Origin of the sequence: Hydrogenobacter sp. T-8, from assembly GCF_011006175.1 — a bacterium.
Classification (GTDB): domain Bacteria; phylum Aquificota; class Aquificia; order Aquificales; family Aquificaceae; genus Pampinifervens; species Pampinifervens florentissimum.
Map to the genome: position 1 here is coordinate 1,415,747 of NZ_CP048795.1, position 24,988 is coordinate 1,440,734.

Below are 24,988 nucleotides of genomic sequence, written 5' to 3' on the forward strand. Positions count from 1 at the left end.
TATGTTCCTACTACTGTTTTTAATTTTTCCTTTTCTTGTCTACGCACAGCTACCACCAGAGTATATACTTCTTATAAACTATATGGAGAAAAGGGATGCCTTGATTGGATACAGGATATTAAAGGATTATCCAGATGCGGTTTTTAAAGATGATTTAAGGCTTTTTCTCGCACAGGATGAGTTAAAGGCAGGGAAAACTCAATCCGCCAGCAGGCTTTTGATGGATATAAACCCAAGAAACCTTAGAGAGGACTTAAGGGGAGAATATGTCAAGCTATGGAAAGACCTTGGCTTAGACCCAAAGGTGGGTTTTTTAAGGTCTCCTGTGCTATTTAGAGAATTTATACCTAAGATACAACTTAGTTCTGAGGAAGCTCTGTCCGCAGGGGAAGAACTTTTTAGAAGAAGGTATTACAGAGAAGTGGTTTCACTTCTTGAGGGCATGGACTTTCAAAGGGTCTGTTACATGCTTGGCATGTCCTTGAGGTCTCTTAGAGAAAACGAAAGTGCTTTTGAGGTATTCCAAAGATGCGAAGACGATAGGGCGAGGGTTGAACTGGCTATAATGCAATACGAAAGAGGGCAAAGGGCAGAGGTTGAGGTAACCCTTTCATCTATCAGAGACAGGAATCTTCTTTCGGATGCCCTTTTTAGGCTTGGAAGACTAAACCTACATAGGGGAAGTTTTCAGGAAGCAATAAACTACCTTGTCCGCATGGAGCCCTCGTACAGAAGAGATTTTAACCTTGGTTTATCCTACTACGCCATTGGAGATTATGCAAAAGCCCTTGAAAACTTTATAAACTCAACAAGGAACGCCCAGAGTAGGGATGAAGTATCCGCCGGCAATTTCTGGGCATATAAAAGTGCATTGCTCTTAGGGAGAGAAGACGCAGGAGAATACCTCATAAAGGCTTCCAACGGTGCCGGTTTTTATCATGCGGTTGCCAGCTCCCTGTTGGGTCTTCCAGTGGCAAGTAGGGCTATGAGGGTGGTTATGGAGGACGAAAGCTTTCCAAAAACCGCAAAGGTAATAAAAGCTATATGGGAAGCGGGTTTTCCTGAATATGCAAGGCTTGAGGCTCTTAAAAGGCTTAGGGATATAAGCTCTTCCGATATTATAGCCCTATCTCGTCTTGACCCTCACCTGGCGGTAAAACTTGCAGTTAGAAAATATGGCTACGGAAGTTTTGTATACAACGCGGTAGCCTTTCCCAAACCATATAGAGGCGTTGTGGGGAAAGCCTCTGAGAAATATTCCATAGATGTCGCTCTCATATATGCAGTAATGAGACAAGAAAGTCTCTTTGACCCCTATGCAGTGTCTGTAGCAAACGCCAGAGGGCTTATGCAACTTATAGACAGTACCGCACAGTATGTGGCAAGAAGAGAGGGAATAAAGATAAGAAACATCTATGACCCAGAGACCAACATTTTGCTCGGCACAGCCTATTTAAGATACCTGCTGGATAGGTGGAATGGTGACATAGTGAAAGCCATCGCCAGCTATAACGCCGGACCTGCAAGGGTAAGCGGTTGGGTCCAACACGAAGACCAATACCTTTTTATAGAAACCATACCTCTCAGAGAAACAAGAGACTACGTCAAGAGGGTGCTTTATAACTACTATGTATACTCAGAAATTTTAAAGTGATGCCACCGCTTTGTCTATCTTCTCAAGGGCTAAGTGTATGTCTTCCTCCGTGTGTGCAGTGCTAAGAAACCATGCCTCAAACTGAGCAGGTGGGATGAGAACACCTTCTTTAAGCAAAGCTCTGAAGAACTTACCAAACAGTTCCCTATCTGACCTTTTGGCTGTCTCGTAGTCATAGACCTCTTCCTCTGTGAAAAAGACAGTAAACATAGAGGCTATCTGGTTTATCCTGTGGGGTATACCCTTTCTATGTAGTATTTCTGATATTCCAGAGGTAAGCATCTTTGTAAGACTTTCTAACTCTTTGTAGGGGTTTAGACTGAAAAGTTCACTTAGGGTTGCAATACCTGCTACCATGGAAAGGGGGTTGCCAGAAAGGGTTCCTGCCTGGTATACTGGACCCTCTGGTGCTACCTTTTGCATTATCTCTTTTCTTCCACCATAAGCTCCGAGGGGCATACCACCACCTAATATCTTCCCCATACAGGTAATGTCTGGGTCTCTGCCAAAGAGCTCCTGTGCACCACCCTTTGAAAGCCTAAAGTTTGTTATCACTTCGTCGCATATGACTAAGGCACCGTATTCCCTTGTTATCTCTCTTATTTTCTCTAAGAAGCCCGGCTTTGGCAGAACCACCCCCATATTGCCTGCTACAGGCTCTACAATTACACAGGCTATGTCCTCTCCATATTTTCTGAAGACCTCCTCAAGGGCTTGTGGGTCATTGTAAGGAATTACGAGGGTGAGGCTTGCTATCTCTTCTGGAACTCCTGGCGTCCCCGGTATACCAAGGGTGGCAATACCAGAGCCAGCACTCACCAAAAGGCTATCTCCATGTCCATGATAGCATCCATCAAATTTCACCACGTATTTTCTTCCCGTATATCCTCGTGCTAACCTTATGGCGGACATGGTAGCCTCTGTGCCAGAGGAAACAAATCTAACCATTTCCACCGAAGGCATTGCAGACACCACAAGCTCCGCAAGGGTTATCTCATGCTCGTTGGTTAGTCCATAAGAGAGACCTTTCTTAGCTTGCTCATACACTGCTTCCACCACTTTGGGATGGGAATGCCCAAGTATAAGAGGACCCCAAGACATGAGAAAGTCAATGTATTCTTTGCCCTCCACATCCCAAAGCCTTGAGCCTTGAGCCCTTGAGACTATTATAGGCTCTCCACCTACAGCCTTAAAAGCTCTAACAGGAGAGCTAACACCCCCTGGCATAAGTGCCTTTGCCTTTTCAAAGAGCTCAATGTTCCTCATTTAGACCCTCCACATCTTCTGGGTAGGAATAAACCTCAAAGCCATACTCCTTTGCAAGGTTCATCGCCTTTGAGTCCACCATAGGGGATATAATCAAGACCCTATCTACCTCTTTGCCTTCTCTCTTTTTGTAAAACTCCACTTTTCTTTTCAAAACAAACACATCAGGCTTACTAATTGAAGACTTTATCTCCGCAATAAGGGTTTTACCATCCCTTATTATCAGGTCAAGCTCCACTTGGTCTGGTCTTCCAAAGACTTCTCCCTCTTGGTCGTAAGCTAAATACCTTTCCACCTTCACAGGAAAGTCTTCTTCAAGTATGCCTTTTATAGCCTCTCTAAAGGAGCTTTCCGCTCTTAGACCCCACCTTGCACCCAATGCTCCTATGCCTGTGTCGTATTTCCTATGGAGTTTCTTAATCTCTTCCATTAGCTCTCTGTTTATTTTCTGTTGCTCTTCCCATCTTCTTTGTTGCTCTTCCCATCTTCTGTTTTGTTCTTCCCATAGTTTCCTTTGCTCCTCCCATCTTCTATTTTGTTCTTCCCATCTTTTATTCTGCTCTTCCCATCTTCTTTCTTGCTCTTCCCATCTTCTGTTCTGCTCTTCCCATCTTCTATTTTGCTCTTCCCATCTCTTGTTCTGTTCTTGCCAGAGAGCGCTTTGTTCTTGCCATCTTCTTTCCTGCTCTTCTCTGAGTCTCACAAGCTCATCGCCTATTTTTACCAATTGTCTGTATAGCTTCTCTATATTGTCTTCTGTTTTTTCCCTGTCCGCAAAGTAAGTGGAAAGCTCCTTAACTACGTATTCTCTGAGCTCGGGTTCTTGCAAAACCTTTCTCAAAAACCTTTTCGCCTTCTCTACAAAAACTCTTTTTGCCATGGCAAGACTTATATTATATTATCTTTACTTTTAGATTCCTCCGGAGGTAGCAAGATGGCAAGTGTGCTTGGACTAAAGTGCAGAGAATGCGGAAGGGAGTACAGCTTAGAACCCATTCATGTGTGTGAGTATTGCTTTGGTCCCCTTGAGGTGGTTTATGACTACGATGAGATAAAGAAAAAGGTCAGCAGGGAAAAGATACAGGAGGGTCCAAAAAGCCTATGGAGGTACATTGACCTTCTGCCGGTAGAAGAGCCAAGGGTTGGTCTAAATGCAGGTTTTACGCCTCTCAAAAAGGCTGAAAACCTTGGTAAGATGCTTGGGCTTGAAAACCTCTACATAAAGGACGATTCTGTGAACCATCCCACGCTCTCTTTCAAAGACAGAGTGGTCTCCGTTGCCATATCAAAGGCAATAGAGTTTGGTTTTGACACCGCTGCGTGTGCTTCTACAGGAAACCTTGCAAACTCTGTGGCAAGCCACTCCGCTCAAGCTGGTCTTAATTGTTTTGTTTTCATACCTGCCAACCTTGAGTCCCAGAAGATATACGGAAGTCTTGTTTTTGCTCCCACGGTGGTGGCAGTGGAGGGCACGTATGACGACGTAAACAGACTTTGCTCTGAAATTGCCAATGAGCTCCAATGGGCTTTTGTAAACATAAACATAAGACCCTTTTACGCGGAGGGTTCAAAAACCCTTGCCTTTGAGGTTGTAGAACAGCTTGGATGGAGAGCTCCAGACGCAGTGGTAGCCCCAGCAGCTTCTGGGTCCCTAATTACCAAGATATGGAAGGGTCTAAAAGAGCTCGTAAGGGTTGGTCTGATAGAGGAGATGAATACAAGGGTTTACGGTGCACAAGCGGAAGGGTGCTCTCCAATAGCTCAAGCGTGGAAAGAAGGAAGAGACTTTATAAAGCCTGTAAGACCCAATACCATAGCCAAGTCCATAGCCATAGGAAATCCAGCGGACGGCATATACGCCCTGCAGGTTACCAAGGAAAGCAGAGGAGACTGGGAAACTGCTACCGATGAGGAGATAATAGAAGGCATTAAGCTCCTTGCGGAGACAGAAGGTATATTCACAGAAACCGCAGGCGGGACAACCATAGCGGTCCTTAAGAAACTGGCACAAAAGGGTGCTTTTAGAAGGGACGAGGTGGTAGTAGCCTACATAACAGGCAATGGCTACAAGACTATGGAAGTCCTTGACAATCATCTAAAAGAGACTATACATATAAAACCAAGCCTTGCGGACTTTAAGGAGAAAATACTGGCTCGTGTTTAAATACCTTGCCCATATCCTCTTTCTCCTCCCCCTTTTTTTTCTAATTTCCTGTTCTCAGGAGACTTTGCCTAAAATACAGGTAAGGACTCTTGAAGGTAAGGAGGTGTATCTCTCGGACTACAAAGGGCAAAAAATCCTCATTTACGTGTGGAGTAGAACTTGTGTGGGACACAGCGAGCATCTAAGGAAGTTAAACGACCTACAAGAAAAGAAGAAAGACCACCTTATCATCTCCTATGCGGTGGCTATGGAGCCTGAGGATGTAATAAAAAGCTATCAAGAGTTAGATATAAAACCCAGATTTCTCACTCTCGTGGATACAGAGGTAAGGTTTAACGATTATTTTCCCATTACCTTTCTGCCGTCCACTTACATATTTGACGAGAAGGGTAGGTTCGTAAGTAGCCATCCCGGTCTATATATCCCATAAAAGTCCAAGCCATGCTATAATCCTTTTTCTATGAAGGACATAGGACAATACAACCATAAGGCAATAGAGTCCAATCACTCAAAGAGGTGGATAGAGAAGGCTCTTTATTCTGTAGAAAACCCTTCTTTTCAAAATAGGTTTTCTGTAGTTATACCTCCACCTAATGTGACAGGTTCTTTGCATATGGGACATGCCTTAAATGCCACTTTGCAGGATATAGTTTGTAGATGGCAGAGGATGCTTGGCAAGGATGTGGTCTGGGTGCCAGGCTTTGACCATGCGGGTATTGCGACCCAGTATGTGGTGGACAAACGTCTTCAAGAAGAAGGACTAAGCAGGTTAGAGCTCGGTAGAGAAGAATTTCTCAAAAAAGTCTGGGAATGGGTTCCTATATCAAGAAACGCTATAAGACAACAGCTTGAAAAGCTCGGTGTTAGTGTAGATTGGAAGAGGGAGAGGTTTACCCTTGACGAAGGCTTTTCAAGAGCGGTCAGGCACGCCTTTAGAAGGTTATACGAAGAGGGTCTCATATACCGTGCGGAGTACATGGTAAGCTGGTGTCCAAAAGACCTAACCGCCCTTTCTGACCTTGAGGTGGAACACGAAGAAGAAGAGGGAAAGCTCTACTACATACGCTACCCTCTTGAGGACGGTTCAGGCTACATAACCGTTGCTACCACAAGACCAGAAACCATGCTCGGAGACACTGCGGTTGCGGTCCATCCTCAAGACGAAAGGTATAAGAACCTTGTAGGTAAGAAGGTTAGACTTCCCCTTGTGGATTGGAAAAGGATAGCTATGGATGGCTCAGAGGTGGAAAACCTTATCCCCATTATAGCGGATGAAAGGGTAAAGCCTGAGTTTGGAACGGGAGCGGTAAAGATAACACCCGCACATGACCCTCTGGACTTTGAAATAGGAAAGTCTCACGGTCTTGCCTTTGTGCAGGTAATGGACCAGTTTGCCAATATGAACCAAAATGCGGGCAAGTTTGCAGGGCTTGACAGATATAGTGCGAGGAAAAGGATAGTGGAGGAGCTTGAAGAACTTGGACTTCTTGAGAAGGTGGAAAATCATAGACATGCGGTTGGTAAATGTTATCGCTGTAAAACTGTTCTTGAGCCTATGGTTTCTACCCAATGGTTTCTAAAGGTCTCGGACCCCAGAATAAAAGAAAGGGCTACACAGGTAGTCAAAGAAGGTCTCATAAAATTTGTCCCAGAAAATTGGAAAAAGATATACCTCCAGTGGATGGAAAACCTCAAAGACTGGTGCATATCCCGTCAAATATGGTGGGGACATAGAATACCCGTATGGTATTGTGAGGACTGCGGGCACGAAAACGTGTTTACCGACGAAGACTTTGACAGGGTCTATGACAAACTCATCTTTAACCTCATAGCGGACCGCAAAATAAAGGAGGAATTTACTCCAGAAGAAGTAGCCAGTATACTCCACTCTCCCTCCTTTGTCCATCCAGAGCTCACCGTGTTGGACTTTTACAAGAAGTTTGCCTTTCATAAATATCACTCTACCGAAGTGGATGCTAATTCTCTAAGGCTCTTTTTCACCCAAGACCTAAACCCCATGGCTATTCTCACAGAAAAGAAGAGCAGATACAGGTATGACAGCAAGAAGAAAACCTACAGGTTTGTTTTGCGTTGTAAAAAGTGCGGTTCTGAAAATCTAAGGCAAGAAACAGACGTGCTTGATACATGGTTTTCCTCTGCCCTTTGGCCCTTTGGTGTCTTTGGCTGGCCCGAGGAGACACAAGACCTCAAGGGACTATACCCCACAGACCTCTTGGTAACAGGCTTTGACATTATCTTTTTCTGGGTTGCCCGTATGGTGATGATGGGCACTTACTTTATGGAGGATATTCCTTTCAGGGATGTATACATACATGCTCTTATAAGGGATGAAAAGGGACAGAAAATGTCCAAGACCAAGGGTAATGTGATAGACCCTCTTGATATTGTGGAGAAGTATGGTGCGGACGCACTGCGTTTTACCTTGGCTATTCTTACACAGCAGGGAAGGGATATAAGGCTCTCTGAAAAGCGTTTTGAAGGTTATAAGCACTTTGCCAACAAGCTGTGGAACGCAGGCAGGTTTATACTTATGAACCTTGAGCCAGACCTACTTACAAAGCTACCCTACTGTGCACCACCAAGGGTAGAAGACCTCTGGATAATTACAAAGTTAAATAGGACCATAGAAAAGGTAAACAAAGCCCTTTCAGAATACGAATTCTCAGAAGCTGCAAAAGAGCTATATGAGTTTATATGGAGCGAGTTTTGTGATTGGTATATAGAGTTTTCAAAGCTCAGGCTATACGCCAAACCAGAGGAGAATGTGTCAGAAGAAGAGAGAAAGGCACAAGAAGAAGCCATAAACAGAGAAAAAATAACCGTTCAGGCAACCTTACTAAACGTATTTGAAAAGACCCTTAGGCTTTTGCATCCCTTTATGCCCTTTATAACAGAGGAACTATGGCTTGAGCTTCCCACAGCCCACAGGGAAAGCATATCTTTGGCAGATTATCCCCAGCATAACCCCTCAGAGGTCTACGAAGAGGCGGAAAAGAAGGTAGAAAGGCTAAAGGAAATTATCTCTGCCATACGCTCCCTCAGAAGCGACTTAAGAATTGAACCTTCACGGAAGATAAGGCTCTACTACAAGGCAGGAGAAAGCAAGGGGCTTGTGCAGGAGTTTATGCCCCACATCTTGAGCCTTGCAAGATTAGAGAGTTTTCAAGAGGTGCAAACAGAACCACCCAACTGTGTAGCAGGCTTTTCAAGAGATTTTGAGTTTTATCTCCCCGTAGAGGAGGGTATAAAGGTTCAAGAGCTACTAAACTCCTATTCAAAAAGGCTCTCGGAAATAGAAAAGTCTTTGCAAGGCTTTCAGCAAAAGCTAAGCAACGAAAACTTCTTAAGGAGAGCCCCAGAAGAAGAAATTAACAAAGCCAAAGAATTCCTTGAAGAGCTCCGAGAGGAAAAGCAGAAGGTGGAGAGCCTACTTTCTTTTCTAAGGCGTTTGGTGTGATAGGATGTTTATACGCACATGAATACTATCTAACTGAAAAGGGACTTAGTGCTTTGGAATAGTTATGCTCTAAAAACACCGCTGAGAAGTCTCCACTCTCTTAACGCTTTAGTTCATGGAGCTCACGCGCCGCTGCGTAAAGCACTGCGGTGGCCACCACTTCAGAGCCTACCTTTGCGGTGCCTTTCATTTTAGATAGGCTTTTCTTTAGGGATATAACCTCAAGCTCCAGCAGGAGCTGGTCACCAGGATAAACCGGTCTCTTGAACCTTGCTTCATCTATACCTGCAAACACTATGGCATACTTTCCTATTTCAAGTCCAAGGGATTTTATCATAAGAATACCACCCACCTGTGCCATGGCTTCAAGAATATAAACACCCGGCATGAGAGGAAAGTTAGGAAAGTGTCCCTGAAACACAGGCTCATTCACAGACACATTTTTGATCCCCACTATTCTCTTGCCCACCTCCATCTCAACAATCCTATCCACAAGGAGTATAGGGTATCTGTGCGGTAAGATTTCCATTATTTCTCTCGTGTTCAGCATAGCTAAAGATTATAAGCCAAATTTTCATAAAATTTTAATCCTTAGTGGTGTATACTTTTGGCATCAAGTGTGGAGGTATTAACATGAAGAAGATTGTCTACTTGGCTCTTGCTTCTGGAGCATTCTTTGCCTTTTCCTGTCAGCAGAAGCCTGCGGAACAGCCTGCACAGCAGGCACAGTCTCAAGGACAAGCACAACAGCCAGCACCTCAGGCAGAACAAAAGCCAACAGAACAACCTAAGGCGGAAGAAAAGCCTGCACAACAAGAGGCTCAAGCTCCAGCAGGACAGCAAGTAGCTCAAGTAAAGGACATGCAGGCTTTTGCCCAGCAGAAGGGCTGTTTTGCATGCCATGACATAAACAACAAGAAGGTGGGACCTGCCTTTAAGGAGGTTGCAAAAAGGTTTGCGGGACAGCCTAATATAGAAGAAGAGCTCGCTAAGAGGATAAAGAACGGTGGTGTGGGAACATGGGGTCAGGTGCCTATGCCTCCTCAGAATGTTACAGAGCAAGAAGCTAAGGACTTGGCTAAGTGGGTGCTTAGCTTGAAGTGAAGGAAATTCTCAGAGGTTTTATAGAGCTTCACTTTAAAAAACCTGTGGAGGTCTCTCAGTTTCATGTAAGGGACCTCCTTCTTCTTTCTCTTTTTCTTGACTACTTTGGGCTTGACAATCCTCTCGGTGTCTATGTACTTGACCTATATCCTCTAATGCTTCATGAGTTTCACATCTGGCATAGAAGTGTAGGTCTTGAAAGAGGAGGGCTTAACTTTCTACCGTGCTGTTGAAAAGGCTTGTATTCTTTGGAGGAAAGGGAGGCGTTGGTAAAAGCACTCTATCCTGTGGTGTAGCCCTTAGGCTCTCTAAGATAGACAAGACGATACTCCTTTCTGTTGACCCAGCCCACTCCCTGTCGGGCATACTGGGAGTGCCCGTGGGAAGCCACATAAAGCATGTCAAAGAGAGACTTTTTGCGGTGGAGCTGGATGCTCGGGTGCTGGTGGAGGAGTATGCCCAGAGGGTCCTTTCCGCCCTTGGCGAGCTCCTGCCCTCTGTAAGCTCTGGCATAAGGGAATACGCAAGGTATCTAAAAAGCTCTCCCACCGCTCAGGAAACTGCGGCTCTTGATAGGCTCTTAGACTACTGCCAAGAGTTTACTTATGTAGTGGTGGACTCTGCGCCCACTGGTCAGATGCTCAGATTTTTTGAAACCGCCCATATGGTAGAAGGATGGTATGGATTTCTCCATAAGGTTGCCAAAGAGAGACACAAGGTGGAGAGCTTTATGGGGAGGGAAGACAAACTCATAGGGTTTATACAAAACAGAAAGGAGAGGCTTGAGACACTGCTTCATGTGTTGAGGGAAAAAGCCCTTGTTTTTGCAGTTGCCAATGAGGAACCTCTCTCCCTGCAAGAAGCCAAAGAGATAAGGGAAAAGCTGAGGGACATGAAGGTTTACACTGTGATAAACCGTTGGCACAGTATGGAGTGCGATTGTATAAAAGTGCCAGAGACCGAAAGACCTTATGGCTTGGAAGCTTTGGAAGGGTTTAGGGTGGAAGAGATAGTGGAGTTTGTTCTTAGGTAAGTAAACCATTTCCTCAGCTCTATGCCAAGGAAGGTGAGTATGGGTAGGAGGACTACATAGGGTATATGCCTTGGTGAGAGGGCGACCGCATGGAAGTAATCCGCAAGCACGGTTATGGCAGATAGCTGGAGCACAGCTCCGAGGAAAATGCCAAGGTATACATAAGGGTTTAATTTTATATGCTCTATGGGATTTCTGAAGAAGGGTCTTTCGCTTACTTCCTGCACTCCAACCGCCCATTGGCTCACCACCGCCGAGGTAAAACTTATGGTAAGTGCCAACTCGTAAGGATAGTTTTTCAGAAGGTGTAGAAAAAGGAAGTAGTGCATAAGAGCCATCAAAAGCCCATTGTAAGCCAAGGTTATGAGCTGTTCTCTACCTATGAAAACCTTCATGGGGTTCTTGGGTTTTTCCCTCATGGGGTCACCCTCATACTTTGTAAAGGGATAGGCTTTGTCTTGGACGCCGTCGGTCACCAAGTTTATCCAGAGTATCTGCGTGGGATAAAGGGGCAGGGGCAAGCCAGTGATTATTGCCAGAGAGTTGTATAGAATCTGGAAGGAGTTGGCAGAGAGTAGATACCTTATAACCTTTGAGATGTTCTTGGCTATAAGCCTTCCTCTCTTTATGGCGTTGACTATTATGGCGAGGTTGTTGTCCACTATTACCATCTTGGCGGCGTCCTTTGCCGCCTGAGAGCCTGAACCCATAGCAATACCCAAATCTGCCACCCTCAAAGCCGGTGCGTCGTTGGCTCCGTCGCCGGTTACCGCCACTATTTCGCCCCTTGCCTGCAGGACTCTTACTATTCTGTATTTATCCTCTGGCGTAGCCCTTGCTACCACGCCTACTCGCCTAAGCACATTGTAAAGCTCATCGTCGCTGTATTTTTCAAGGTCCTTGCCCTCTATGGCTATGTCTTTGTCCTCATATATTCCCACCATGCTCCCTATGGCTTTGGCGGTCAGCAGGTTATCCCCCGTTATCATTATCACCCTTATGCCTGCCCTCTTTGCGGTCTCCACCGCCTCCTTTACCCCTTCTTTGGGCGGGTCCATAAAGCCCACAAGTCCCACCACCTCTATCTTCACTTCATCTACACTCTCTGGAACTTTGTCAAGCCTCGCATAACCGAAGGCGAGAACCCTCAGCCCTTTCTGTGCCAGCTTATCATGTGCCTGCCAAACCTCCGCAGGACAACCTTCTTTGCACATGCGGGCAAGGCTCTCTAACGCACCCTTCACATAAAAGTCAAAGCCAGAACCTCCAGAGACTATAACCGCCATGAGCCTTCTTTTTGTATCAAAGGGATGCTCCCATAGTCTTTCGTAGCCTTTTCTTAGTGCTTCCCAGTTTACCCTTTCCTCCTCAAGCCATTGCAGGAGTGCCACCTCAAGAGGGTCTCCCTTTAGTGCATCCGCATCGTTGCAAAGAGCGGAGCATAGAAAGAGCTTTCTTTTGTTATAAGCTACATATTCGCTGACCTTCAGCTTGCCGAGAGTTATAGTGCCTGTCTTGTCAGAGCATATGTAGGTGGCACTTCCAAGGGTTTCCACCGCTGGAAGGTATTTTACCAACACCTTTTCCCTTGATAGTCTAACCGCACCCACCACAAGGGCTATGGTGACCACTATGGGAAGTCCCTCTGGCACTGCAGAGACCAGCTGAGCTATGGCAAAAAACACTATGGTTTTTGCATCCCTCCCTTGGAATATTCCTATCGCCACCAGCAAAGACAGGAAGATGAGAAGTATAAGTATCCACCTCCTTCCAAAGCTACCCAGGGCTTTTGTGAGGGGGCTTTCTGGGGATTTTTCTTGTAGCCTCTGGGCTATTCTTCCAAGCTCCGTGTTCTTGCCTGTGGCAAATACTACTCCAAGTGCTTTTCCCCTTACCACAGTAGTTCCCTTATACAGACAGTTGCTCCGTGCGTGAAGGGGTGTATCTTCTGCAAGAACAGTCCCCGCCTCCTTTTCTACAGGCAGAGACTCACCAGTTAGCATGGCTTCGTCCACCATAAGCCCCGCACTCTCAATGAGCCTCATGTCCGCAGGGACCACATCCCCCTCGCCCAGAAGAACAAGGTCTCCCGGCACAAGTTCCATGCTGTCCACTTCTTTCTCTACACCATCCCTTATGACCTTAACCTTTAGAGCGGTAAGAGATTTGAGGGCCTCTATGGAGGCTATAGCCTTAAGCTCCTGATAGAAACCCAAAAGCCCGTTTGCGATCAAGATGCCATAGACCACTACCGCATCCTTTAGGTCTCCAAGAAAGAGGGCTATAAAGCCGGCCACAAAGAGTATAAGCACAAAGGGGCTCGTGAACTGTCTTACAAAAACCCTGAGCTTGCTCTCCTTTTCCTCCCTTAGCAGGTTATACCCGTAAAGGGTAAGCCGTCTTTCCACCTCCTTCTCGCTCAGCCCTTCAGGGCTTGTTTGTAGCTCCCTCAGGCTCTCCTCCGGATTCTTGTGGTGCATGCAAGAATTTTATGGTATAATCTTCTTACCATGCAAGAGCTAAGCCTAAGCCATGTATACTTTGGCATGCTTGCCATGGCGATTTCTATAGGTCTCATTTCTCTGGCAGGTAGGCCCTCTATCAAGCCTACAAAGTTCCAAGCCTTCTGGGAAGGGTATGTGCGTTTTGTCAGGAGCATGGTTCTTGAAAACATGGGGCATGAAGGACTAAGGTATGTTCCTCTCATAGCTAGCATAGGGCTATTTGTGTTCTTTTCCAACCTCCTTGGCATGGTCCCTGGGCTTGAGGCTCCAACGGGTAATGTAAACACAAACCTAGCATTGGCTCTTATAGTCTTTCTTCTATACAACATAGAAGGCTTTAGACTGCACGGTGTAGGATACCTAAAGCACTTTGCTGGTCCAAACCCCTACCTTGCACCTGTTTTCTTCCTGATAGAAGTAATTCCCCATCTGGCCAGACCCATAACCCTTACGCTGAGGCTTTTTGCCAATATGAAGGGCGGTGCACTACTGTTGGTAGTCCTTGTTGGTCTTGTAGTTCAGAACCCATTCACTATGGTTGTTTCTCCTGTATTTTTGCTCTTCATAATAGCCATAAAGTTTCTTGCGGTCTTTATACAGTCTTATATATTCATGATATTGTCTGTTGTTTACCTTGCGGGTGCGGTATCCCATGAAGAACACTGAAAATAAATCAAAGGAGGTTGGACTATGAAAATCAAAATCATGACAGCTCTGACACTGCTTGCCCCTGCTCTGGCTATAGCAGCAGAGCCCGGACAGGGGGAGACACTAAAGCAGGGGCTTATGTTCCTTGGTGCAGGTCTTGCCATAGGTCTCGCAGCTTTGGGAACTGGCGTTGGTATGGGACACGCTATAAGAGGCACTCAGGAAGGGGTGGCAAGGAATCCTACCGTTGGAGGTAGGCTCCAAACCATAATGTTCATAGGCCTTGCCTTTATAGAAACCCTCGCTCTCTACGCCCTACTTATAGCTATAATACTACTCTTTGTGAAGTGATGGGGGTGCTTCCCCCTTCTTTTATGACTTTGGAGGTTTAGGATGGCGACGCAAAGAAACATAACGCGGATATCAAACCTTAGACGCAAACGCAAAAGCGGTTTTCTTGCCAGAATGGAGACCAAAAGCGGAAGGGCTATCATCAAAAGGAGAAGGCAGAAGGGAAGGAAAAGGTTGACGCCTTGAAGAAGATAGTTATTGGGTTCTTAAGATTTTGGCAGGTGTTTATTTCACCTCTCTATCCTCCCAGCTGTAGGTATTACCCCACCTGCTCTAACTATGCCATAATGGCAGTGGAAAAGCATGGAATCCTAAGGGGTATGCTAAAAGCCATTTGGAGAGTTTTAAGGTGCAATCCCTTCTCTAAGGGCGGAGTGGACTATCCCTGATGGAGAGAAAGGATTTAGACCTAAGAGGACTGCTCATCATCTTCGTGGTAATGACCCTATTCCTTTTTGGTTATCAGGCTTATCTTATCCTTTTTTCCCCTCAGCCTGAGCCACAAACACAAGAAAAGCCAGAAGAAAAGCCTCAAAATGTCCCATCCTTGCTACTTGGAACGAAAAGGGAAACCCAAAAACCAACCTCTCTTAAGACCCTTGACTTTGATAAGTTTGCCCTTACGCTTTCAGTAGAGGGTGCACGTATTGTCAGCCTTGTGGACAAGAGATATGGAAAGGAGCTTATAACAGAGGAAGAGAAAAGGCTGGGTATATATCCTCTTGAGGTCTTCACAGGCGAGCCAGAGCTTGACCTTGTGCTAAATTTATCTCCGTATGATATAACCTTAGAGGGCAACAGGATAGTAGCTACCTTGAGTGCGAAGGGCTTTGAGCTCAGAAAAATTCTTGAATACAAAGGTGATTACTTTACCCTTAAGCTGGAAAGCAAGGGGCTACCGCCTCTTTTTGTAAACGCAGGCATGCAAGTAAGGGAAGATGACTTCTTTACCCATTCAGGTCCCGTGCTAAAAATAGGCGACAAGGTGCAAAGGCTTGACCCAAAGAAGGTTGAGGGCAGGGAGCTGATAACTGGCGATATAAAATTTGCCGGTGAGGAGAGCAGATACTACTTCAAGGGCTTTTCTGGAAAGATTGGTGCGGTGGCAGTTTATAGACTTCAAGGGCAAGAGACTTTAACGCTGGTAAGGTCTGGAAATGAGCTCCTCTTCTATGCAGGTGCAAAGGAATATTCAAGGCTGAGGGTCATAGGTCTCTCTGATGTTATAGACTTTGGCAGTCTAAGGCTAATAGTCAAACCTCTCTTTGTCTTCATGTATTGGATATACGAGCATCTTCATTCTTGGGTCTTTTCCATCTTTGCCCTTACACTGATTGTAAGGCTTCTCATGTTTCCTCTTACCTACAAAAGCACTGTAGCCATGAGCAAGATGGCAGAGCTTGCTCCCAAGATGCAAGAGCTCAAAGAAAAATACAAAAACGACCCTGCAAGGTTCCAAGAAGAGATGATGAGGCTTTACAGTGAAGTAGGCTTTAATCCTATGTCAGGATGTCTTCCCATTCTTCTTCAAATACCCGTTTTCTTTGCCCTTTATAAAGTTCTTACCATAACTACAGACCTTCAGCTTGCGAGTTTTCTGTGGGCTCCAAGCCTCGCACAGAAAGACCCCTATTACATACTGCCAATTCTTATGGGTGCTACCATGATAGCTCAGCAGTTTATTAGCCCAAGTCCAGAAAAGTCTCAAAACTACGTCATGATAATAACCTCTGTGGTCTTTACCTTTCTCTTTGCCAGCTTTCCCGCCGGGCTTGTCCTATACTGGACGCTTAACAATATTTTCAACCTTGGGCAAACTTACATAATAAAGAGGCTAACCTCCAAAGGTAAGCCTTCACAACCTCAAAGGAAGAAAGGAAAGAAAAAATGAGATTTTTGGTCACAGGTGGTGCAGGCTTTATTGGTTCAAGCTTGGCGAAAGCCTTAGAGAAAAAATACCCTAAGGCAAAGGTGTATATCCTTGATGACTTTTCTTCGGGGCATTTTAAGAACCTTATAGGCTTTAGTGGTGAAGTTATTACCGCAGACCTTTCAAAAAAGGAGCTTTGGGAGTGGCTAAAGACAAACTTCCAATTTGATGCGGTATTCCACCAAGGTGCGATTACCGACACCACCGTGCAAGACCAAAGGAGGATGATGGAGGTAAACGCAGACAGTCTGAGGTATATCCTTGATGCTTGTCTTCATTGGAAGGCTAAGCTAATTTACGCCTCATCTGCTGGAGTATATGGCAACAGCAAGCCACCTATGAAAGAAGAAGAGGGACTTGAGCCAGAAAACATATATGGCTTTTCTAAGCTAACTATGGACAGGATAGCTATTAACTTCTTGGAGGAGCATCCAGAAATTCAAGTGGTGGGTCTTAGATACTTTAACGTTTACGGACCTGGGGAACACTACAAGGGCAAAACCGCAAGCATGATATACCAGCTATACAGACAGATGAAAGAAGGAAAGCGTCCAAGGCTTTTCAAGTGGGGAGAGCAGAAAAGGGATTTTGTCTATATAGAAGATGTTATAAGGGCAAACCTCTTGGCTTTTGAAGGAAATATTTCTGGTGTGTTTAATGTGGCTACTGGAATACCAAGAAGTTTTAATGAGATAGTGGACATACTCAACAGATACCTTGGGACTAACTATGAAGTTGAATACTTTGACTGCCCTTATGACTTTTATCAAAACTTCACTCAGGCAGACCTTTCAAAGGCAAGGGAGTTTTTGGGCTACGAGCCTTTGTATAGCTTAGAAGAGGGTATAAGGGATTACCTTGAAAGGCTTGGAGAGACTATGTCTCCAAAAAAGGATGATTAATTTGGTATGTATCCTTTTGCTTATCCAACTAATAGCACTACAGCGTAGCAGAATAATAGCTTTGTGTTTATATATGCTTAAAAGTCAGTTAGCTTGTTGTTCTCCTCACCCTTATCTTACCACTCATGAGGTTGTGAAGTAGGCTCTTAAATAGGTTCTGAAGTGCTTTCTTATACTCTTCTTCTTTTTGCAGTTTCTCGTCTATGGCTCTTAGGACTTCCGCTATGGCTTTCTGCTCCTCAAGTGGTGGGAGGGGGATGGAGAAAGTCTGAAGTTCTGATTTTGATATTGCTTTAAATGTAGAACCTGTCCCCAGCTTTTCAATTTTTTCCTTCGCAAAGTTAAAATAGTAGAAAAGGAATTCGTTTTCACCTTCCCTAAGCTCTATACAAGCTAAACCTCTTCCGATGCAATATTCCCTGTCTGCTATATTTACATCTCCTACTGGTGCTCTAACAGAAAACAAAATAGAGCCAATCCTTGAAGTTTTAATTGGATGAGTTGTATACTTAGTTACATTGGGATAAATATTTCCAAATTCAGCTTTTCCTTGTAAGAATGGTACCCCCTTGCCATTGCTATTATATGTTTCTCCGGGTGGTGATTGACCCATTATTATCTCCGCCACCTCCCCCAATCTCACCACCTCCCAATCAACAGGCAAAGGACCCAGTTCTGTATCTTTGAAATCCCTCTCCTCGTAAAACTCAAAACCCATAGCAGAAAATTATAAAACTTTGGCTTTATATACCAAGCTCTTCCTTCAAAACTCTTGGAAGTATACACTGAACAGGTTAAATTCAAGAATAAGAAGTGGAAGATGGAAGTGTTCTTGAAAATATCTCTGAGGGACTATGGAATAAAGGAGTTTGAGGATACAGGCATGATAATAATAGTAAAAAAAGGGCTATCTGGAAAGCCAGACTACTCTATAGATGGGGAAGGTTTTGTGGTAGAGTTCAAAAATGGAGAGATATACATTATAGACATATACGACCCTGAGGTGGCGAGAAACTTCCGCGAAAAGCTATCTCTTAGCTATGTATAGTGTCCTCGGGCTTGACCTCGCAGGTAGTGAAAAGAGGAAAACGGGCTACGCCTACTGGGAAGGAAGTAGCCTAAGGGTGGGTGTGGTATATACAGACAGAGAGGTGCTTGAGCTTTCAGAGGGTTTTTCTCTGATAATGATAGATGCTCCGCTTTCCATACCTGCTGGAAGAAGTAGTCTTGAAGATAGAGGACCTCACTTAAGAGAGTGCGACCTTTTGTTGAAAAAACACGGGCATAGGTTTTTCCCCGTAACCTTGGGTCCTATGAGGATGCTAACCAAAAGGGCTATGAACTTGGCAAAAGCTATGAAGGAGAGAGGAGCAGAGGTTTTTGAAACCTTTCCCGGTGCTACCTATGACCTGCTGGGGCTTGACAGAAAGGATAGGAGTTTAATACTTAACTTCTATATGAAATTGCCTCTGGCACTTGAAGAAAGAGAATACTCGCAGGATGAGTTGGATGCGGTTGCCTGTTGGCTTGCGGGCATTTGTCATCTTATGGGCAAAAGCCTTGTATTCTCTGGCGTAGATGGACAGATAGTGATAGCAAACAAGGAATGTGTTGATGGTCTTGACAAAAGATGAATTGCGAATTATTATCATTTACAAGGAGGTAAGGAATGGACAGAGTATATATCTTTGACACCACCCTCAGAGACGGAGAGCAGGCACCAGGCTTTTCCATGACCACGGAGGAGAAACTACAGATGGCACACCAGCTTGCAAGGCTTGGTGTGGACGTGATAGAAGCAGGCTTTGCGGCAGCATCAAAGGGGGACTTTGAGGCGGTAAACCTCATAGCCCAAGAGGTAAAGGGACCAATAATATGTTCCCTTGCAAGGGCTTTAGAGAGGGACATAGAGCTTGCAGGACAAGCACTTGAGCCTGCGGATAGAAAAAGAATTCATACCTTCATAGCCACCTCGGAGATACATATGAAGTATAAGCTACGCATGTCTCCGGAGGATGTCTTAGAAAGGGCAAAAAGGGCAGTAGAATACGCAAGGAGGTTTACCGACGATGTGGAGTTCTCTTGCGAAGATGCTACCAGAAGTCAAAGGGATTTTCTGTATAAGGTAATAGAAACTGCCATAAGGGCTGGTGCTACCGTTATAAACATACCAGATACGGTGGGATATACGGTTCCGGAGGAGTTTGCTGACCTCATAGAGGGTATAAGAAACAACGTTCCTAACATTGACAAGGCAATAATAAGTGTCCACTGTCATGACGACCTTGGAATGGCAGTTGCCAACTCCCTCATGGCAGTAAAGCACGGAGCAAGACAGGTAGAGTGCACCATAAACGGCATAGGAGAAAGGGCAGGAAACGCAGCCTTGGAAGAGATAGTTATGGCTCTAAGGGTTCGCAAGGACTTCTTTGGAGGTCTATACACAAACATAAATACCAAAGAGCTGTATAGGACAAGCAGGCTCTTGTGTAGGATTACAGGCAGTTTTGTTCAGCCAAATAAGGCGGTGGTGGGCGACAACGCCTTTGCTCACGAGTCTGGTATTCATCAACATGGTGTGCTATCTAATCCTCTCACCTATGAGATTATGTCGCCGGAAGATGTAGGCTTTCCATCAACGCGCATAATCCTCGGTAAACATTCAGGAAGGCACGCCCTAAAGAGCAAGCTAAGGGAAATGGGTTTTGAGTTCTCAGAGGAAGACTTGGACAGGGTTTTTGAGAAATTCAAAGCCCTTGCGGACAAGAAGAAGGAGGTCTACGAAGAGGACATAGAGGCACTGGTCTACGAGGAGTTTGTAAAGCACGAAGAGGAAGAGCCCATAAGGGTTATCCACTATCAAGTTCAGACAGGAGACAAACTTTTACCTACAGCCACCGTGGTGCTGACCTTTAAGGGAGAGGAAAGAACCGCTACCTCTACTGGTAATGGACCTGTAGACGCCATAATAAGAGCAATACAGAAAGCTCTCGGTGTAGAACCTAAGCTCTTGGACTTTTCTATCAAAGCACTAACTCCTAACACGGACGCTCAGGCGGAGTCAAGGCTTGTGATAGAGCTTGAGGGAGTTAAGGCAAGCGGAAGAGGTGTGGACGTGGATATAATAAGGGCAAGTGTAAGCGGATTTGTGGATGCACTCAACAGGGCTATAATGAGGAAAAGCTACATAGTTTCAAGGGAAAGCCTAAGAAAGGAAGGCACAGTTTGAAATTTTAGAACTTTTTTATCCTTAATGCCCTACCAGTCCTAATGGTTAATGGAAAGGCTCTGCGTATAGGTAAACACATCCCCACTACCGGAGCCCTTAGGGAAATACTAACTAACGTAAACCCTTAGCCCTTCCCCCTCTTCTACTTTTCCTATGACCCACACCCTTAAGCCCAAGTTCTCCGCTTCTTTCTTAAATGTTTCTTCCTTATCCTCTGGAAATGTAAAAAGCAAACCCCCTGAGGTTACAGGGTCTGTAAGCAGTAAAATTTGCCACCACTCAAGTCCTTCGTTTATGGTCCTGTCCCTTACAAAGTTGTAGTTATCAAGAGCACCTTTTGGATATATCTTTTGCCTTATTAGGAAAACAGACTCTTCGTATATGGGAACCTTAGAAAAGTCTATGGCGAACCTTACCTTGGACTTTGTCGCTATGTTCATGGAATGACCCAAGAGACCAAAACCCGTCACATCAGTGCAGGCACTTGCCTCTACAGCCTTTGCAAGCTCAGAAGCCTTTTCGTTTAACATAAGCATATATCCTATGGCATCGCCTATATCCCTCTCGCTAATCTTTCCTTCCTTTATCCCCTTCGTAAGCACACCCACACCCACAGGTTTTGTGAGAGCTATAAGGTCTCCGGGCTTAGCTCCTTCTTGGGTAAAGTATCTTCCATTCTCGCATACACCCATGACCGCAAGACCAAACTTTGGCTCTTTGTCGTCAACGGTATGCCCACCCAGAAGAACAGTTCTTGCCTCTCTCAGCTTATCCGCACACCCCCTCATAACTTCCTTAAGAACATCTATCTCAAGGTCGCAGTTGTTAAAGCCTACTATGGCTAAGGCATTTAAAGGCTTGCACCCCATAGCATAAACATCGCTCAAGGAATTAGCGGATGATATGGCACCCCAGAGGTATGGGTCGTTAAGTATGGGAGTTATGAAATCCACCGTATGGACAAAAATCTGCCCACCGTAAGTGTAGACCCCTGCATCATCACCCACGCCCAAAAGGGTCCGTTCATCTACATATAGGTCTATACCCTTTATCAACTTCTCAAGGTCCGCCGGACCCAGCTTGCTCGCTCAACCAGAAGCCCTCACAAGCCTTAAAAGCTCCATAGACTTATATCATAAAACCGCTCTTCAGAAGAATACTTTGAACTTTTCAAAGAACCCACAACTCATTCTTTGAAGATTTCAAAAGCTATCATGGTTTAAAATTTCTACTATGAAGGAGATACTAAAAAAGCTATCTGAGTTTCAAAACCTTACAAGGGAAGAGGTAAGGCAAGCTCTTGAGGACATAGTAGAGGGCAGAACTACCGATGCCCAGATAGGTGCTTTTATTATTGGCATGAAGATGAAGGGTGAAACCCCAGAGGAGATAGAAGGTGCTGCGAGCTTTTTCAGAGAAAAGGCAACAAGGGTTGAAATAACAGACAAGGAAAACCTTGTGGATACCTGCGGAACGGGTGGCGATATGACAGAGACCTTCAATGTCTCCACTGCGGTCGCTTTTGTTTTAGCAGGTGCAGGTGTTAAGGTTGCCAAGCATGGCAATAGGTCTGTGTCTTCAAAGAGCGGTAGTGCAGACCTCTTAGAGTATCTCGGTGCAAAAATAGACCTCAATGCGGAGCAAGTAAAGAAACTCATAGAAGAGATAGGAATAGGCTTTATGTTTGCTCCTATGTTTCACCCAGCCATGAAAAGGGTCATAGGTCCAAGAAGGGAAGTAGGCTTAAGGTCCATATTTAACCTTGTGGGACCTCTTTCAAATCCAGCGGATGCAAGAAGACAGCTCCTCGGAGTTTTCTCTGACCAACTTGTGGACAAGGTAGCCTTTGCCCTAAAGGGTATGGGAATAAGAAGAGCCTTTGTGGTGCATGGGAAGGATGGCATGGACGAGGTATCCATAAGTGCACCTACGCGTATTGCGGAGTTAAGGGATGGTGAGGTCTTTTTGTATGACTTTCACCCAGAAGAGGTGGGTTTTAAGACTTATCCCATTGAATGCATACGTGTATCTTCTGTAGATGAAAGCTCAAAAATGGTGCTTTCTGTGTTAAAGGGAGAGGTTTCACCTGCATACTACATGGTTTTATTAAATTCCATGTTTGGAATACTCGTTTCTGGAGCTACAGAGGACAGAAATACCGCCCTTGATATGGCCAAGGAATCCATACACTCTGGAAGAGCTTACAAAAAACTGCAGGAGTTCATAGACCTATCGAGAAAAGTCTAATGATAGAAGTAGGTAAGGTAAGCTACCTTAACACACTGCCCCTTTTCTACAGTTGGGACACTCAAGAGGTAAGCCTTATAGAAGGGCATCCATCAGAGCTTGTGAAAAAGCTCAGAGCAGGTCAGATACAAGCAGGCATTGTCTCTTCTGTAGAATTTCTGCTTCATCCAGAAGACTACAGAGTTGTGCCCGGCATATCCATATCTTCAAAGGAAAGAGCTTGCTCTGTTCTTATTTTCTCCCAAAGACCTCTTGAACTCATAAGGAGCATACACCTTACGCCAGCCTCCATGACCTCTAAGATGCTCGCCATGTATGTACTTAAAAGGGTCTACGGAAATAGTCCTGAGGTTGTGGAAAGGTCCCAGGCGGAGGCCCTTCTACTTATAGGAGATGAGGCATTCAGTGAGAAGGCTTCTGGTAGGTGGGATTATATTTATGACCTTGGCGAGGAGTGGTTTCGCCTCCACGGACTTCCCTTCGTCTTTGCCCTCTTTCTTGTGAGAAGGGACGCCCCTGAGTGGTTAGACCAACTCATACTGGAGCAGTGCAGGAAGTCAAGGGAGGAGTTTTACCACGACCTTGAAGAGGGTAAGCTCAGGCTACAAAAGCCTCTCAAGGATTACTTTAACCTATGTCTTGACTATACCCTTGACGAGGAGGGGTGGCGGTCCTTAAGTCTTTTTAAGGAAATTTTAATGGAAGATGCCATATTATGTAAAAATAAGGAGGTGATAGTATGAGAAGAAAGGCTCTGGTCTTGCTAACTGTTTTCTCCGTGGGTTTTCTATTCTCCTGCGGTCAGGTAACCACACAAAGAACTTATGAGGGAGCTACCGTAGGAGCGGTGGGTGGTGCTATAGCTGGAGCTCTTATAGACAGAAACAACAGATGGCGTGGTGCGGTTATAGGTGGTGCTCTCGGTGCGGTTATAGGTGGAACTATAACAGAAATAGCGGCAAGAGCTTCAAGGGAGGCGGCGGCTCAGAACAAGCCCGTGGAATACAAGTCTGAAGATGGAAGGGAAAGGGTGGTGGCAGAGCCCGTAGCTTCAAGGGGCAACTGTAGGATAGTAAAGACTACCTATTATCAGGACGGTAAGGTGGTAAAGGTTGAGGAAAGGGAGGTATGCCCCTAAGGGGCTACCTCTTATAAACCCTTACATTTAGTGTTTATGACACCGTAGTTTCCCCCTCTCTTTCTATAAACTATTCTAAGCGTGCCTGTTTCTATGTCAATGAAGGGAAGGAAATAGACACCAGAATCCTGAAGTTCAAAGACCGCATCTTCCATGCTCATTGGCTTCTCTATTACGAGCTCTTCCTCTACTATGAGAGGTTTTTCCCTCTCTTCATGAGGTCTTATCTCTTCTCTTATAAGCTCTTCCTTTATCTTATGACCTTTGCGTCTTAGTTCGTGCCTTCTCTGTTTTAGTTTTATAAGCTGTCGCTCTATCTCATCCATCACCCTGTCAAGGGCTGAAAAGGGGTCAATATCTTCGTCCCAGGCGTGCAAAGCACCACCACCCCAGGTCTTTAGGTATATGTCCATGTCAACCCTGTAGAGGGTTGGTCTGCTCTCACCCGCAAAGTCCTTTTGCTTCGCTCTTGAGGTAGAAAGTGTTACCACCACCTCTACCTGGTCTTCCTCAGCTTCCTTTAAAAATCTGCTGAACCTCTCGACCTTACCTTCTACAAAGGCCTTCATTGAGTCTGTCCATTCAATGCCTTTACCTATAAACTCCACGTTCATTCTCTGACCTCCTCTAACCTTCTATGGAGTAGAATATGATACCATGAATTTAGGAGTTCTTGTATCAGGGCGTGGTTCAAACCTTCAGGCAATAATAGATGCTATTGAGGCTGGAAAGCTCAAGGACAGGATAGCCTTAGTTATATCTGACAGAGAAGGCGTTCAGGCAATAGACAGGTGTGTAAAACACGGTATTCCACACAGGGTCATTAAGAGGAGAAGTTTTGACAGCAAGGAGGAGTTTGAAAAAAAACTCGTGGAGGCTATGAAGGGGTCTGGAGTTGATTTGGTTGTTCTTGCAGGTTTTATGCGTGTGCTTTCTCCTATATTTCTTAAGGAATTTCCCATGAAGGTTATAAACATACATCCATCCCTTATACCAGCCTTTCAGGGAATGCATGCTCAAAGGCAAGCCTTACAATACGGAGCAAGAATAAGTGGTTGCACCGTCCATTTTGTCACGGAAGAGCTGGACAATGGTCCAGTTATAGCTCAAGCATGCGTGCCAGTCCTTCCAGAAGACACAGAAGAGAGCCTGTCTGAGCGGATACTCCGCCATGAGCATAGGATACTGCCACAGGTAATAAGATGGATATCAGAGGGAAGGGTTAGGGTTGAGGGCAGAAAGGTGGTGGTGGAAGGGGCAAGGTATGGAACGCTACCCTTTAACCCTGAGCTTGAAGACTTTTGATATAATCTTAAGAAAACTGACAAGGAGGTGGAAAC

General features: G+C 45.1%; 27 protein-coding genes. 20 read left to right on the plus strand and 7 right to left on the minus strand.

Features of this window, described 5'->3' with window-relative positions:
• The first annotated feature begins 1 nt into the window (after nucleotide 1).
• A complete protein-coding gene (locus tag G3M65_RS08200; protein WP_173834091.1) occupies nucleotides 2–1,654 on the plus strand; it encodes a lytic transglycosylase domain-containing protein in 1,653 nt (550 codons plus the stop codon).
• Here the strand turns inward: G3M65_RS08200 and hemL are convergent.
• Together hemL and G3M65_RS08210 are read right to left on the minus strand one after the other, a co-directional pair.
• Nucleotides 1,646–2,920 carry a glutamate-1-semialdehyde 2,1-aminomutase gene (hemL, locus tag G3M65_RS08205; RefSeq protein WP_173834092.1) on the minus strand — a complete coding sequence of 425 codons (1,275 nt, stop codon included), beginning with the start codon at nucleotides 2,918–2,920 and terminating at the stop codon, nucleotides 1,646–1,648. The genes G3M65_RS08200 and hemL overlap by 9 nt on opposite strands.
• Nucleotides 2,907–3,800: a PD-(D/E)XK nuclease family protein gene (locus G3M65_RS08210; RefSeq protein WP_173834093.1), complete on the minus strand. Its 894-nt coding sequence runs from the start codon at nucleotides 3,798–3,800 to the stop codon at nucleotides 2,907–2,909. The genes hemL and G3M65_RS08210 overlap by 14 nt, the downstream gene beginning before the upstream one ends.
• 54 nt (nucleotides 3,801–3,854) lie before the next feature.
• Here G3M65_RS08210 and thrC point away from each other — a divergent pair, with 54 nt between their 5' ends.
• From thrC to G3M65_RS08225, 3 genes are all read left to right on the plus strand, one after another.
• Nucleotides 3,855–5,084 carry a threonine synthase gene (gene thrC, locus G3M65_RS08215; protein WP_173834094.1) on the plus strand — a complete coding sequence of 410 codons (1,230 nt, stop codon included), beginning with the start codon at nucleotides 3,855–3,857 and terminating at the stop codon, nucleotides 5,082–5,084.
• A 64-nt stretch (nucleotides 5,085–5,148) separates the two neighbouring features.
• Entirely contained in the window at nucleotides 5,149–5,514 is a 366-nt protein-coding gene (locus G3M65_RS08220) for a TlpA family protein disulfide reductase (RefSeq protein WP_254426260.1), read from the plus strand.
• 30 nt (nucleotides 5,515–5,544) lie between these two features.
• On the plus strand, nucleotides 5,545–8,562 hold the full coding sequence (locus G3M65_RS08225) for a valine--tRNA ligase (protein ID WP_173834095.1): 3,018 nt from the start codon (nucleotides 5,545–5,547) through the stop codon (nucleotides 8,560–8,562).
• A gap of 100 nt (nucleotides 8,563–8,662) precedes the next feature.
• Here G3M65_RS08225 and fabZ read toward each other — a convergent pair whose 3' ends face one another.
• The gene (gene fabZ, locus G3M65_RS08230; protein WP_173834702.1) at nucleotides 8,663–9,109 is read right to left on the minus strand and encodes a 3-hydroxyacyl-ACP dehydratase FabZ; all 447 of its coding nucleotides are present in this window, start codon (nucleotides 9,107–9,109) and stop codon (nucleotides 8,663–8,665) included.
• A gap of 314 nt (nucleotides 9,110–9,423) precedes the next feature.
• Here fabZ and G3M65_RS10530 point away from each other — a divergent pair, with 314 nt between their 5' ends.
• Genes G3M65_RS10530 through G3M65_RS08245 form a run of 3 tightly spaced genes read left to right on the plus strand, consistent with a single transcriptional unit; the run spans nucleotide 9,424 to nucleotide 10,699 of the window.
• Nucleotides 9,424–9,666 carry a c-type cytochrome gene (locus G3M65_RS10530; protein WP_438616894.1) on the plus strand — a complete coding sequence of 81 codons (243 nt, stop codon included), beginning with the start codon at nucleotides 9,424–9,426 and terminating at the stop codon, nucleotides 9,664–9,666.
• Nucleotides 9,663–9,899: a DUF7990 family protein gene (locus G3M65_RS08240; protein WP_173834097.1), complete on the plus strand. Its 237-nt coding sequence runs from the start codon at nucleotides 9,663–9,665 to the stop codon at nucleotides 9,897–9,899. The genes G3M65_RS10530 and G3M65_RS08240 overlap by 4 nt, the downstream gene beginning before the upstream one ends.
• A complete protein-coding gene (locus tag G3M65_RS08245) occupies nucleotides 9,890–10,699 on the plus strand; it encodes an ArsA family ATPase (protein ID WP_254426261.1) in 810 nt (269 codons plus the stop codon). Before G3M65_RS08240 ends, G3M65_RS08245 begins: the two co-directional genes overlap by 10 nt.
• Here G3M65_RS08245 and G3M65_RS08250 read toward each other — a convergent pair.
• On the minus strand, nucleotides 10,636–13,179 hold the full coding sequence (locus tag G3M65_RS08250; RefSeq protein WP_173834098.1) for a cation-translocating P-type ATPase: 2,544 nt from the start codon (nucleotides 13,177–13,179) through the stop codon (nucleotides 10,636–10,638). The two genes, G3M65_RS08245 and G3M65_RS08250, sit on opposite strands and share 64 nt — an antisense overlap.
• A 30-nt stretch (nucleotides 13,180–13,209) precedes the next feature.
• Between G3M65_RS08250 and atpB the strand changes: the two genes are divergently transcribed.
• The 6 genes from atpB to rfaD are packed head-to-tail and all read left to right on the plus strand — an operon-like array spanning nucleotide 13,210 to nucleotide 17,034.
• Nucleotides 13,210–13,869 carry a F0F1 ATP synthase subunit A gene (gene atpB, locus G3M65_RS08255; protein WP_173834099.1) on the plus strand — a complete coding sequence of 220 codons (660 nt, stop codon included), beginning with the start codon at nucleotides 13,210–13,212 and terminating at the stop codon, nucleotides 13,867–13,869.
• A 24-nt stretch (nucleotides 13,870–13,893) separates the two neighbouring features.
• Nucleotides 13,894–14,202: an ATP synthase F0 subunit C gene (gene atpE, locus G3M65_RS08260; RefSeq protein WP_173834100.1), complete on the plus strand. Its 309-nt coding sequence runs from the start codon at nucleotides 13,894–13,896 to the stop codon at nucleotides 14,200–14,202.
• 42 nt (nucleotides 14,203–14,244) lie between these two features.
• Nucleotides 14,245–14,388, plus strand: coding sequence for a 50S ribosomal protein L34 (gene rpmH / locus G3M65_RS08265; protein ID WP_173834101.1), 144 nt, complete (start codon nucleotides 14,245–14,247; stop codon nucleotides 14,386–14,388).
• Nucleotides 14,385–14,591 carry a membrane protein insertion efficiency factor YidD gene (gene yidD / locus G3M65_RS08270; RefSeq protein WP_173834102.1) on the plus strand — a complete coding sequence of 69 codons (207 nt, stop codon included), beginning with the start codon at nucleotides 14,385–14,387 and terminating at the stop codon, nucleotides 14,589–14,591. Before rpmH ends, yidD begins: the two co-directional genes overlap by 4 nt.
• The gene (gene yidC / locus G3M65_RS08275; RefSeq protein ID WP_173834103.1) at nucleotides 14,591–16,093 is read left to right on the plus strand and encodes a membrane protein insertase YidC; all 1,503 of its coding nucleotides are present in this window, start codon (nucleotides 14,591–14,593) and stop codon (nucleotides 16,091–16,093) included. Before yidD ends, yidC begins: the two co-directional genes overlap by 1 nt.
• A complete protein-coding gene (gene rfaD, locus G3M65_RS08280) occupies nucleotides 16,090–17,034 on the plus strand; it encodes an ADP-glyceromanno-heptose 6-epimerase (protein WP_173834104.1) in 945 nt (314 codons plus the stop codon). The genes yidC and rfaD overlap by 4 nt, the downstream gene beginning before the upstream one ends.
• A gap of 88 nt (nucleotides 17,035–17,122) precedes the next feature.
• Here the strand turns inward: rfaD and G3M65_RS08285 are convergent, their stop codons facing one another.
• The gene (locus tag G3M65_RS08285) at nucleotides 17,123–17,752 is read right to left on the minus strand and encodes a restriction endonuclease subunit S (protein WP_173834105.1); all 630 of its coding nucleotides are present in this window, start codon (nucleotides 17,750–17,752) and stop codon (nucleotides 17,123–17,125) included.
• Nucleotides 17,753–17,854: 102 nt separating this feature from the next.
• Here G3M65_RS08285 and G3M65_RS08290 point away from each other — a divergent pair, with 102 nt between their 5' ends.
• From G3M65_RS08290 to leuA, 3 genes are read left to right on the plus strand one after another with little or no spacing between them, the layout of a single operon-like run.
• Nucleotides 17,855–18,082, plus strand: coding sequence for a hypothetical protein (locus tag G3M65_RS08290; RefSeq protein WP_173834106.1), 228 nt, complete (start codon nucleotides 17,855–17,857; stop codon nucleotides 18,080–18,082).
• Nucleotides 18,075–18,668 carry a DUF429 domain-containing protein gene (locus G3M65_RS08295; protein ID WP_173834107.1) on the plus strand — a complete coding sequence of 198 codons (594 nt, stop codon included), beginning with the start codon at nucleotides 18,075–18,077 and terminating at the stop codon, nucleotides 18,666–18,668. Before G3M65_RS08290 ends, G3M65_RS08295 begins: the two co-directional genes overlap by 8 nt.
• 35 nt (nucleotides 18,669–18,703) lie before the next feature.
• The gene (gene leuA / locus G3M65_RS08300) at nucleotides 18,704–20,263 is read left to right on the plus strand and encodes a 2-isopropylmalate synthase (protein WP_173834108.1); all 1,560 of its coding nucleotides are present in this window, start codon (nucleotides 18,704–18,706) and stop codon (nucleotides 20,261–20,263) included.
• Between the two features lie 107 nt (nucleotides 20,264–20,370).
• Here the strand turns inward: leuA and selD are convergent, their stop codons facing one another.
• A complete protein-coding gene (gene selD / locus G3M65_RS08305; RefSeq protein WP_173834109.1) occupies nucleotides 20,371–21,318 on the minus strand; it encodes a selenide, water dikinase SelD in 948 nt (315 codons plus the stop codon).
• A 178-nt stretch (nucleotides 21,319–21,496) separates the two neighbouring features.
• Between selD and trpD the strand changes: the two genes are divergently transcribed.
• Genes trpD through G3M65_RS08320 form a run of 3 tightly spaced genes read left to right on the plus strand, consistent with a single transcriptional unit; the run spans nucleotide 21,497 to nucleotide 23,648 of the window.
• Nucleotides 21,497–22,510 carry an anthranilate phosphoribosyltransferase gene (gene trpD, locus G3M65_RS08310; protein WP_173834110.1) on the plus strand — a complete coding sequence of 338 codons (1,014 nt, stop codon included), beginning with the start codon at nucleotides 21,497–21,499 and terminating at the stop codon, nucleotides 22,508–22,510.
• The gene (locus G3M65_RS08315) at nucleotides 22,510–23,253 is read left to right on the plus strand and encodes a menaquinone biosynthesis protein (RefSeq protein ID WP_173834111.1); all 744 of its coding nucleotides are present in this window, start codon (nucleotides 22,510–22,512) and stop codon (nucleotides 23,251–23,253) included. Before trpD ends, G3M65_RS08315 begins: the two co-directional genes overlap by 1 nt.
• Nucleotides 23,250–23,648 (plus strand): glycine zipper 2TM domain-containing protein, encoded by a 399-nt coding sequence (locus tag G3M65_RS08320; protein ID WP_173834112.1) that lies wholly within the window; start codon nucleotides 23,250–23,252, stop codon nucleotides 23,646–23,648. Before G3M65_RS08315 ends, G3M65_RS08320 begins: the two co-directional genes overlap by 4 nt.
• Before the next feature lie 11 nt (nucleotides 23,649–23,659).
• On the opposite strand, the gene hpf is transcribed toward G3M65_RS08320, so the two are convergent.
• Nucleotides 23,660–24,262: a ribosome hibernation-promoting factor, HPF/YfiA family gene (hpf, locus tag G3M65_RS08325; RefSeq protein WP_173834113.1), complete on the minus strand. Its 603-nt coding sequence runs from the start codon at nucleotides 24,260–24,262 to the stop codon at nucleotides 23,660–23,662.
• Nucleotides 24,263–24,305: 43 nt separating this feature from the next.
• On the opposite strand from hpf, the gene purN reads away from it, so the two are divergent.
• Entirely contained in the window at nucleotides 24,306–24,953 is a 648-nt protein-coding gene (gene purN / locus G3M65_RS08330; protein ID WP_173834114.1) for a phosphoribosylglycinamide formyltransferase, read from the plus strand.
• Nucleotides 24,954–24,988 lie beyond the last annotated feature (35 nt).

Excerpts from the sequence above, each read along its gene's own strand:
- trpD (WP_173834110.1), top strand. The coding sequence starts at position 21,497 with ATGAAGGAGATACTAAAAAAGCTATCTGAGTTTCAAAACCTTACAAGG.
- G3M65_RS08295 (WP_173834107.1), top strand. The coding sequence starts at position 18,075 with ATGTATAGTGTCCTCGGGCTTGACCTCGCAGGTAGTGAAAAGAGGAAA.
- G3M65_RS08225 (WP_173834095.1), top strand. The coding sequence starts at position 5,545 with ATGAAGGACATAGGACAATACAACCATAAGGCAATAGAGTCCAATCAC.
- G3M65_RS10530 (WP_438616894.1), top strand. The coding sequence starts at position 9,424 with ATGCAGGCTTTTGCCCAGCAGAAGGGCTGTTTTGCATGCCATGACATA.
- hemL (WP_173834092.1), bottom strand. The coding sequence starts at position 2,920 with ATGAGGAACATTGAGCTCTTTGAAAAGGCAAAGGCACTTATGCCAGGG.
- G3M65_RS08315 (WP_173834111.1), top strand. The coding sequence starts at position 22,510 with ATGATAGAAGTAGGTAAGGTAAGCTACCTTAACACACTGCCCCTTTTC.
- atpE (WP_173834100.1), top strand. The coding sequence starts at position 13,894 with ATGAAAATCAAAATCATGACAGCTCTGACACTGCTTGCCCCTGCTCTG.
- atpB (WP_173834099.1), top strand. The coding sequence starts at position 13,210 with ATGCAAGAGCTAAGCCTAAGCCATGTATACTTTGGCATGCTTGCCATG.
- G3M65_RS08250 (WP_173834098.1), bottom strand. The coding sequence starts at position 13,179 with ATGCACCACAAGAATCCGGAGGAGAGCCTGAGGGAGCTACAAACAAGC.
- purN (WP_173834114.1), top strand. The coding sequence starts at position 24,306 with ATGAATTTAGGAGTTCTTGTATCAGGGCGTGGTTCAAACCTTCAGGCA.
- G3M65_RS08290 (WP_173834106.1), top strand. The coding sequence starts at position 17,855 with ATGGAAGTGTTCTTGAAAATATCTCTGAGGGACTATGGAATAAAGGAG.
- yidC (WP_173834103.1), top strand. The coding sequence starts at position 14,591 with ATGGAGAGAAAGGATTTAGACCTAAGAGGACTGCTCATCATCTTCGTG.
- rfaD (WP_173834104.1), top strand. The coding sequence starts at position 16,090 with ATGAGATTTTTGGTCACAGGTGGTGCAGGCTTTATTGGTTCAAGCTTG.
- G3M65_RS08210 (WP_173834093.1), bottom strand. The coding sequence starts at position 3,800 with ATGGCAAAAAGAGTTTTTGTAGAGAAGGCGAAAAGGTTTTTGAGAAAG.
- G3M65_RS08200 (WP_173834091.1), top strand. The coding sequence starts at position 2 with ATGTTCCTACTACTGTTTTTAATTTTTCCTTTTCTTGTCTACGCACAG.
- hpf (WP_173834113.1), bottom strand. The coding sequence starts at position 24,262 with ATGAACGTGGAGTTTATAGGTAAAGGCATTGAATGGACAGACTCAATG.
- G3M65_RS08320 (WP_173834112.1), top strand. The coding sequence starts at position 23,250 with ATGAGAAGAAAGGCTCTGGTCTTGCTAACTGTTTTCTCCGTGGGTTTT.
- rpmH (WP_173834101.1), top strand. The coding sequence starts at position 14,245 with ATGGCGACGCAAAGAAACATAACGCGGATATCAAACCTTAGACGCAAA.
- leuA (WP_173834108.1), top strand. The coding sequence starts at position 18,704 with ATGGACAGAGTATATATCTTTGACACCACCCTCAGAGACGGAGAGCAG.
- G3M65_RS08285 (WP_173834105.1), bottom strand. The coding sequence starts at position 17,752 with ATGGGTTTTGAGTTTTACGAGGAGAGGGATTTCAAAGATACAGAACTG.
- thrC (WP_173834094.1), top strand. The coding sequence starts at position 3,855 with ATGGCAAGTGTGCTTGGACTAAAGTGCAGAGAATGCGGAAGGGAGTAC.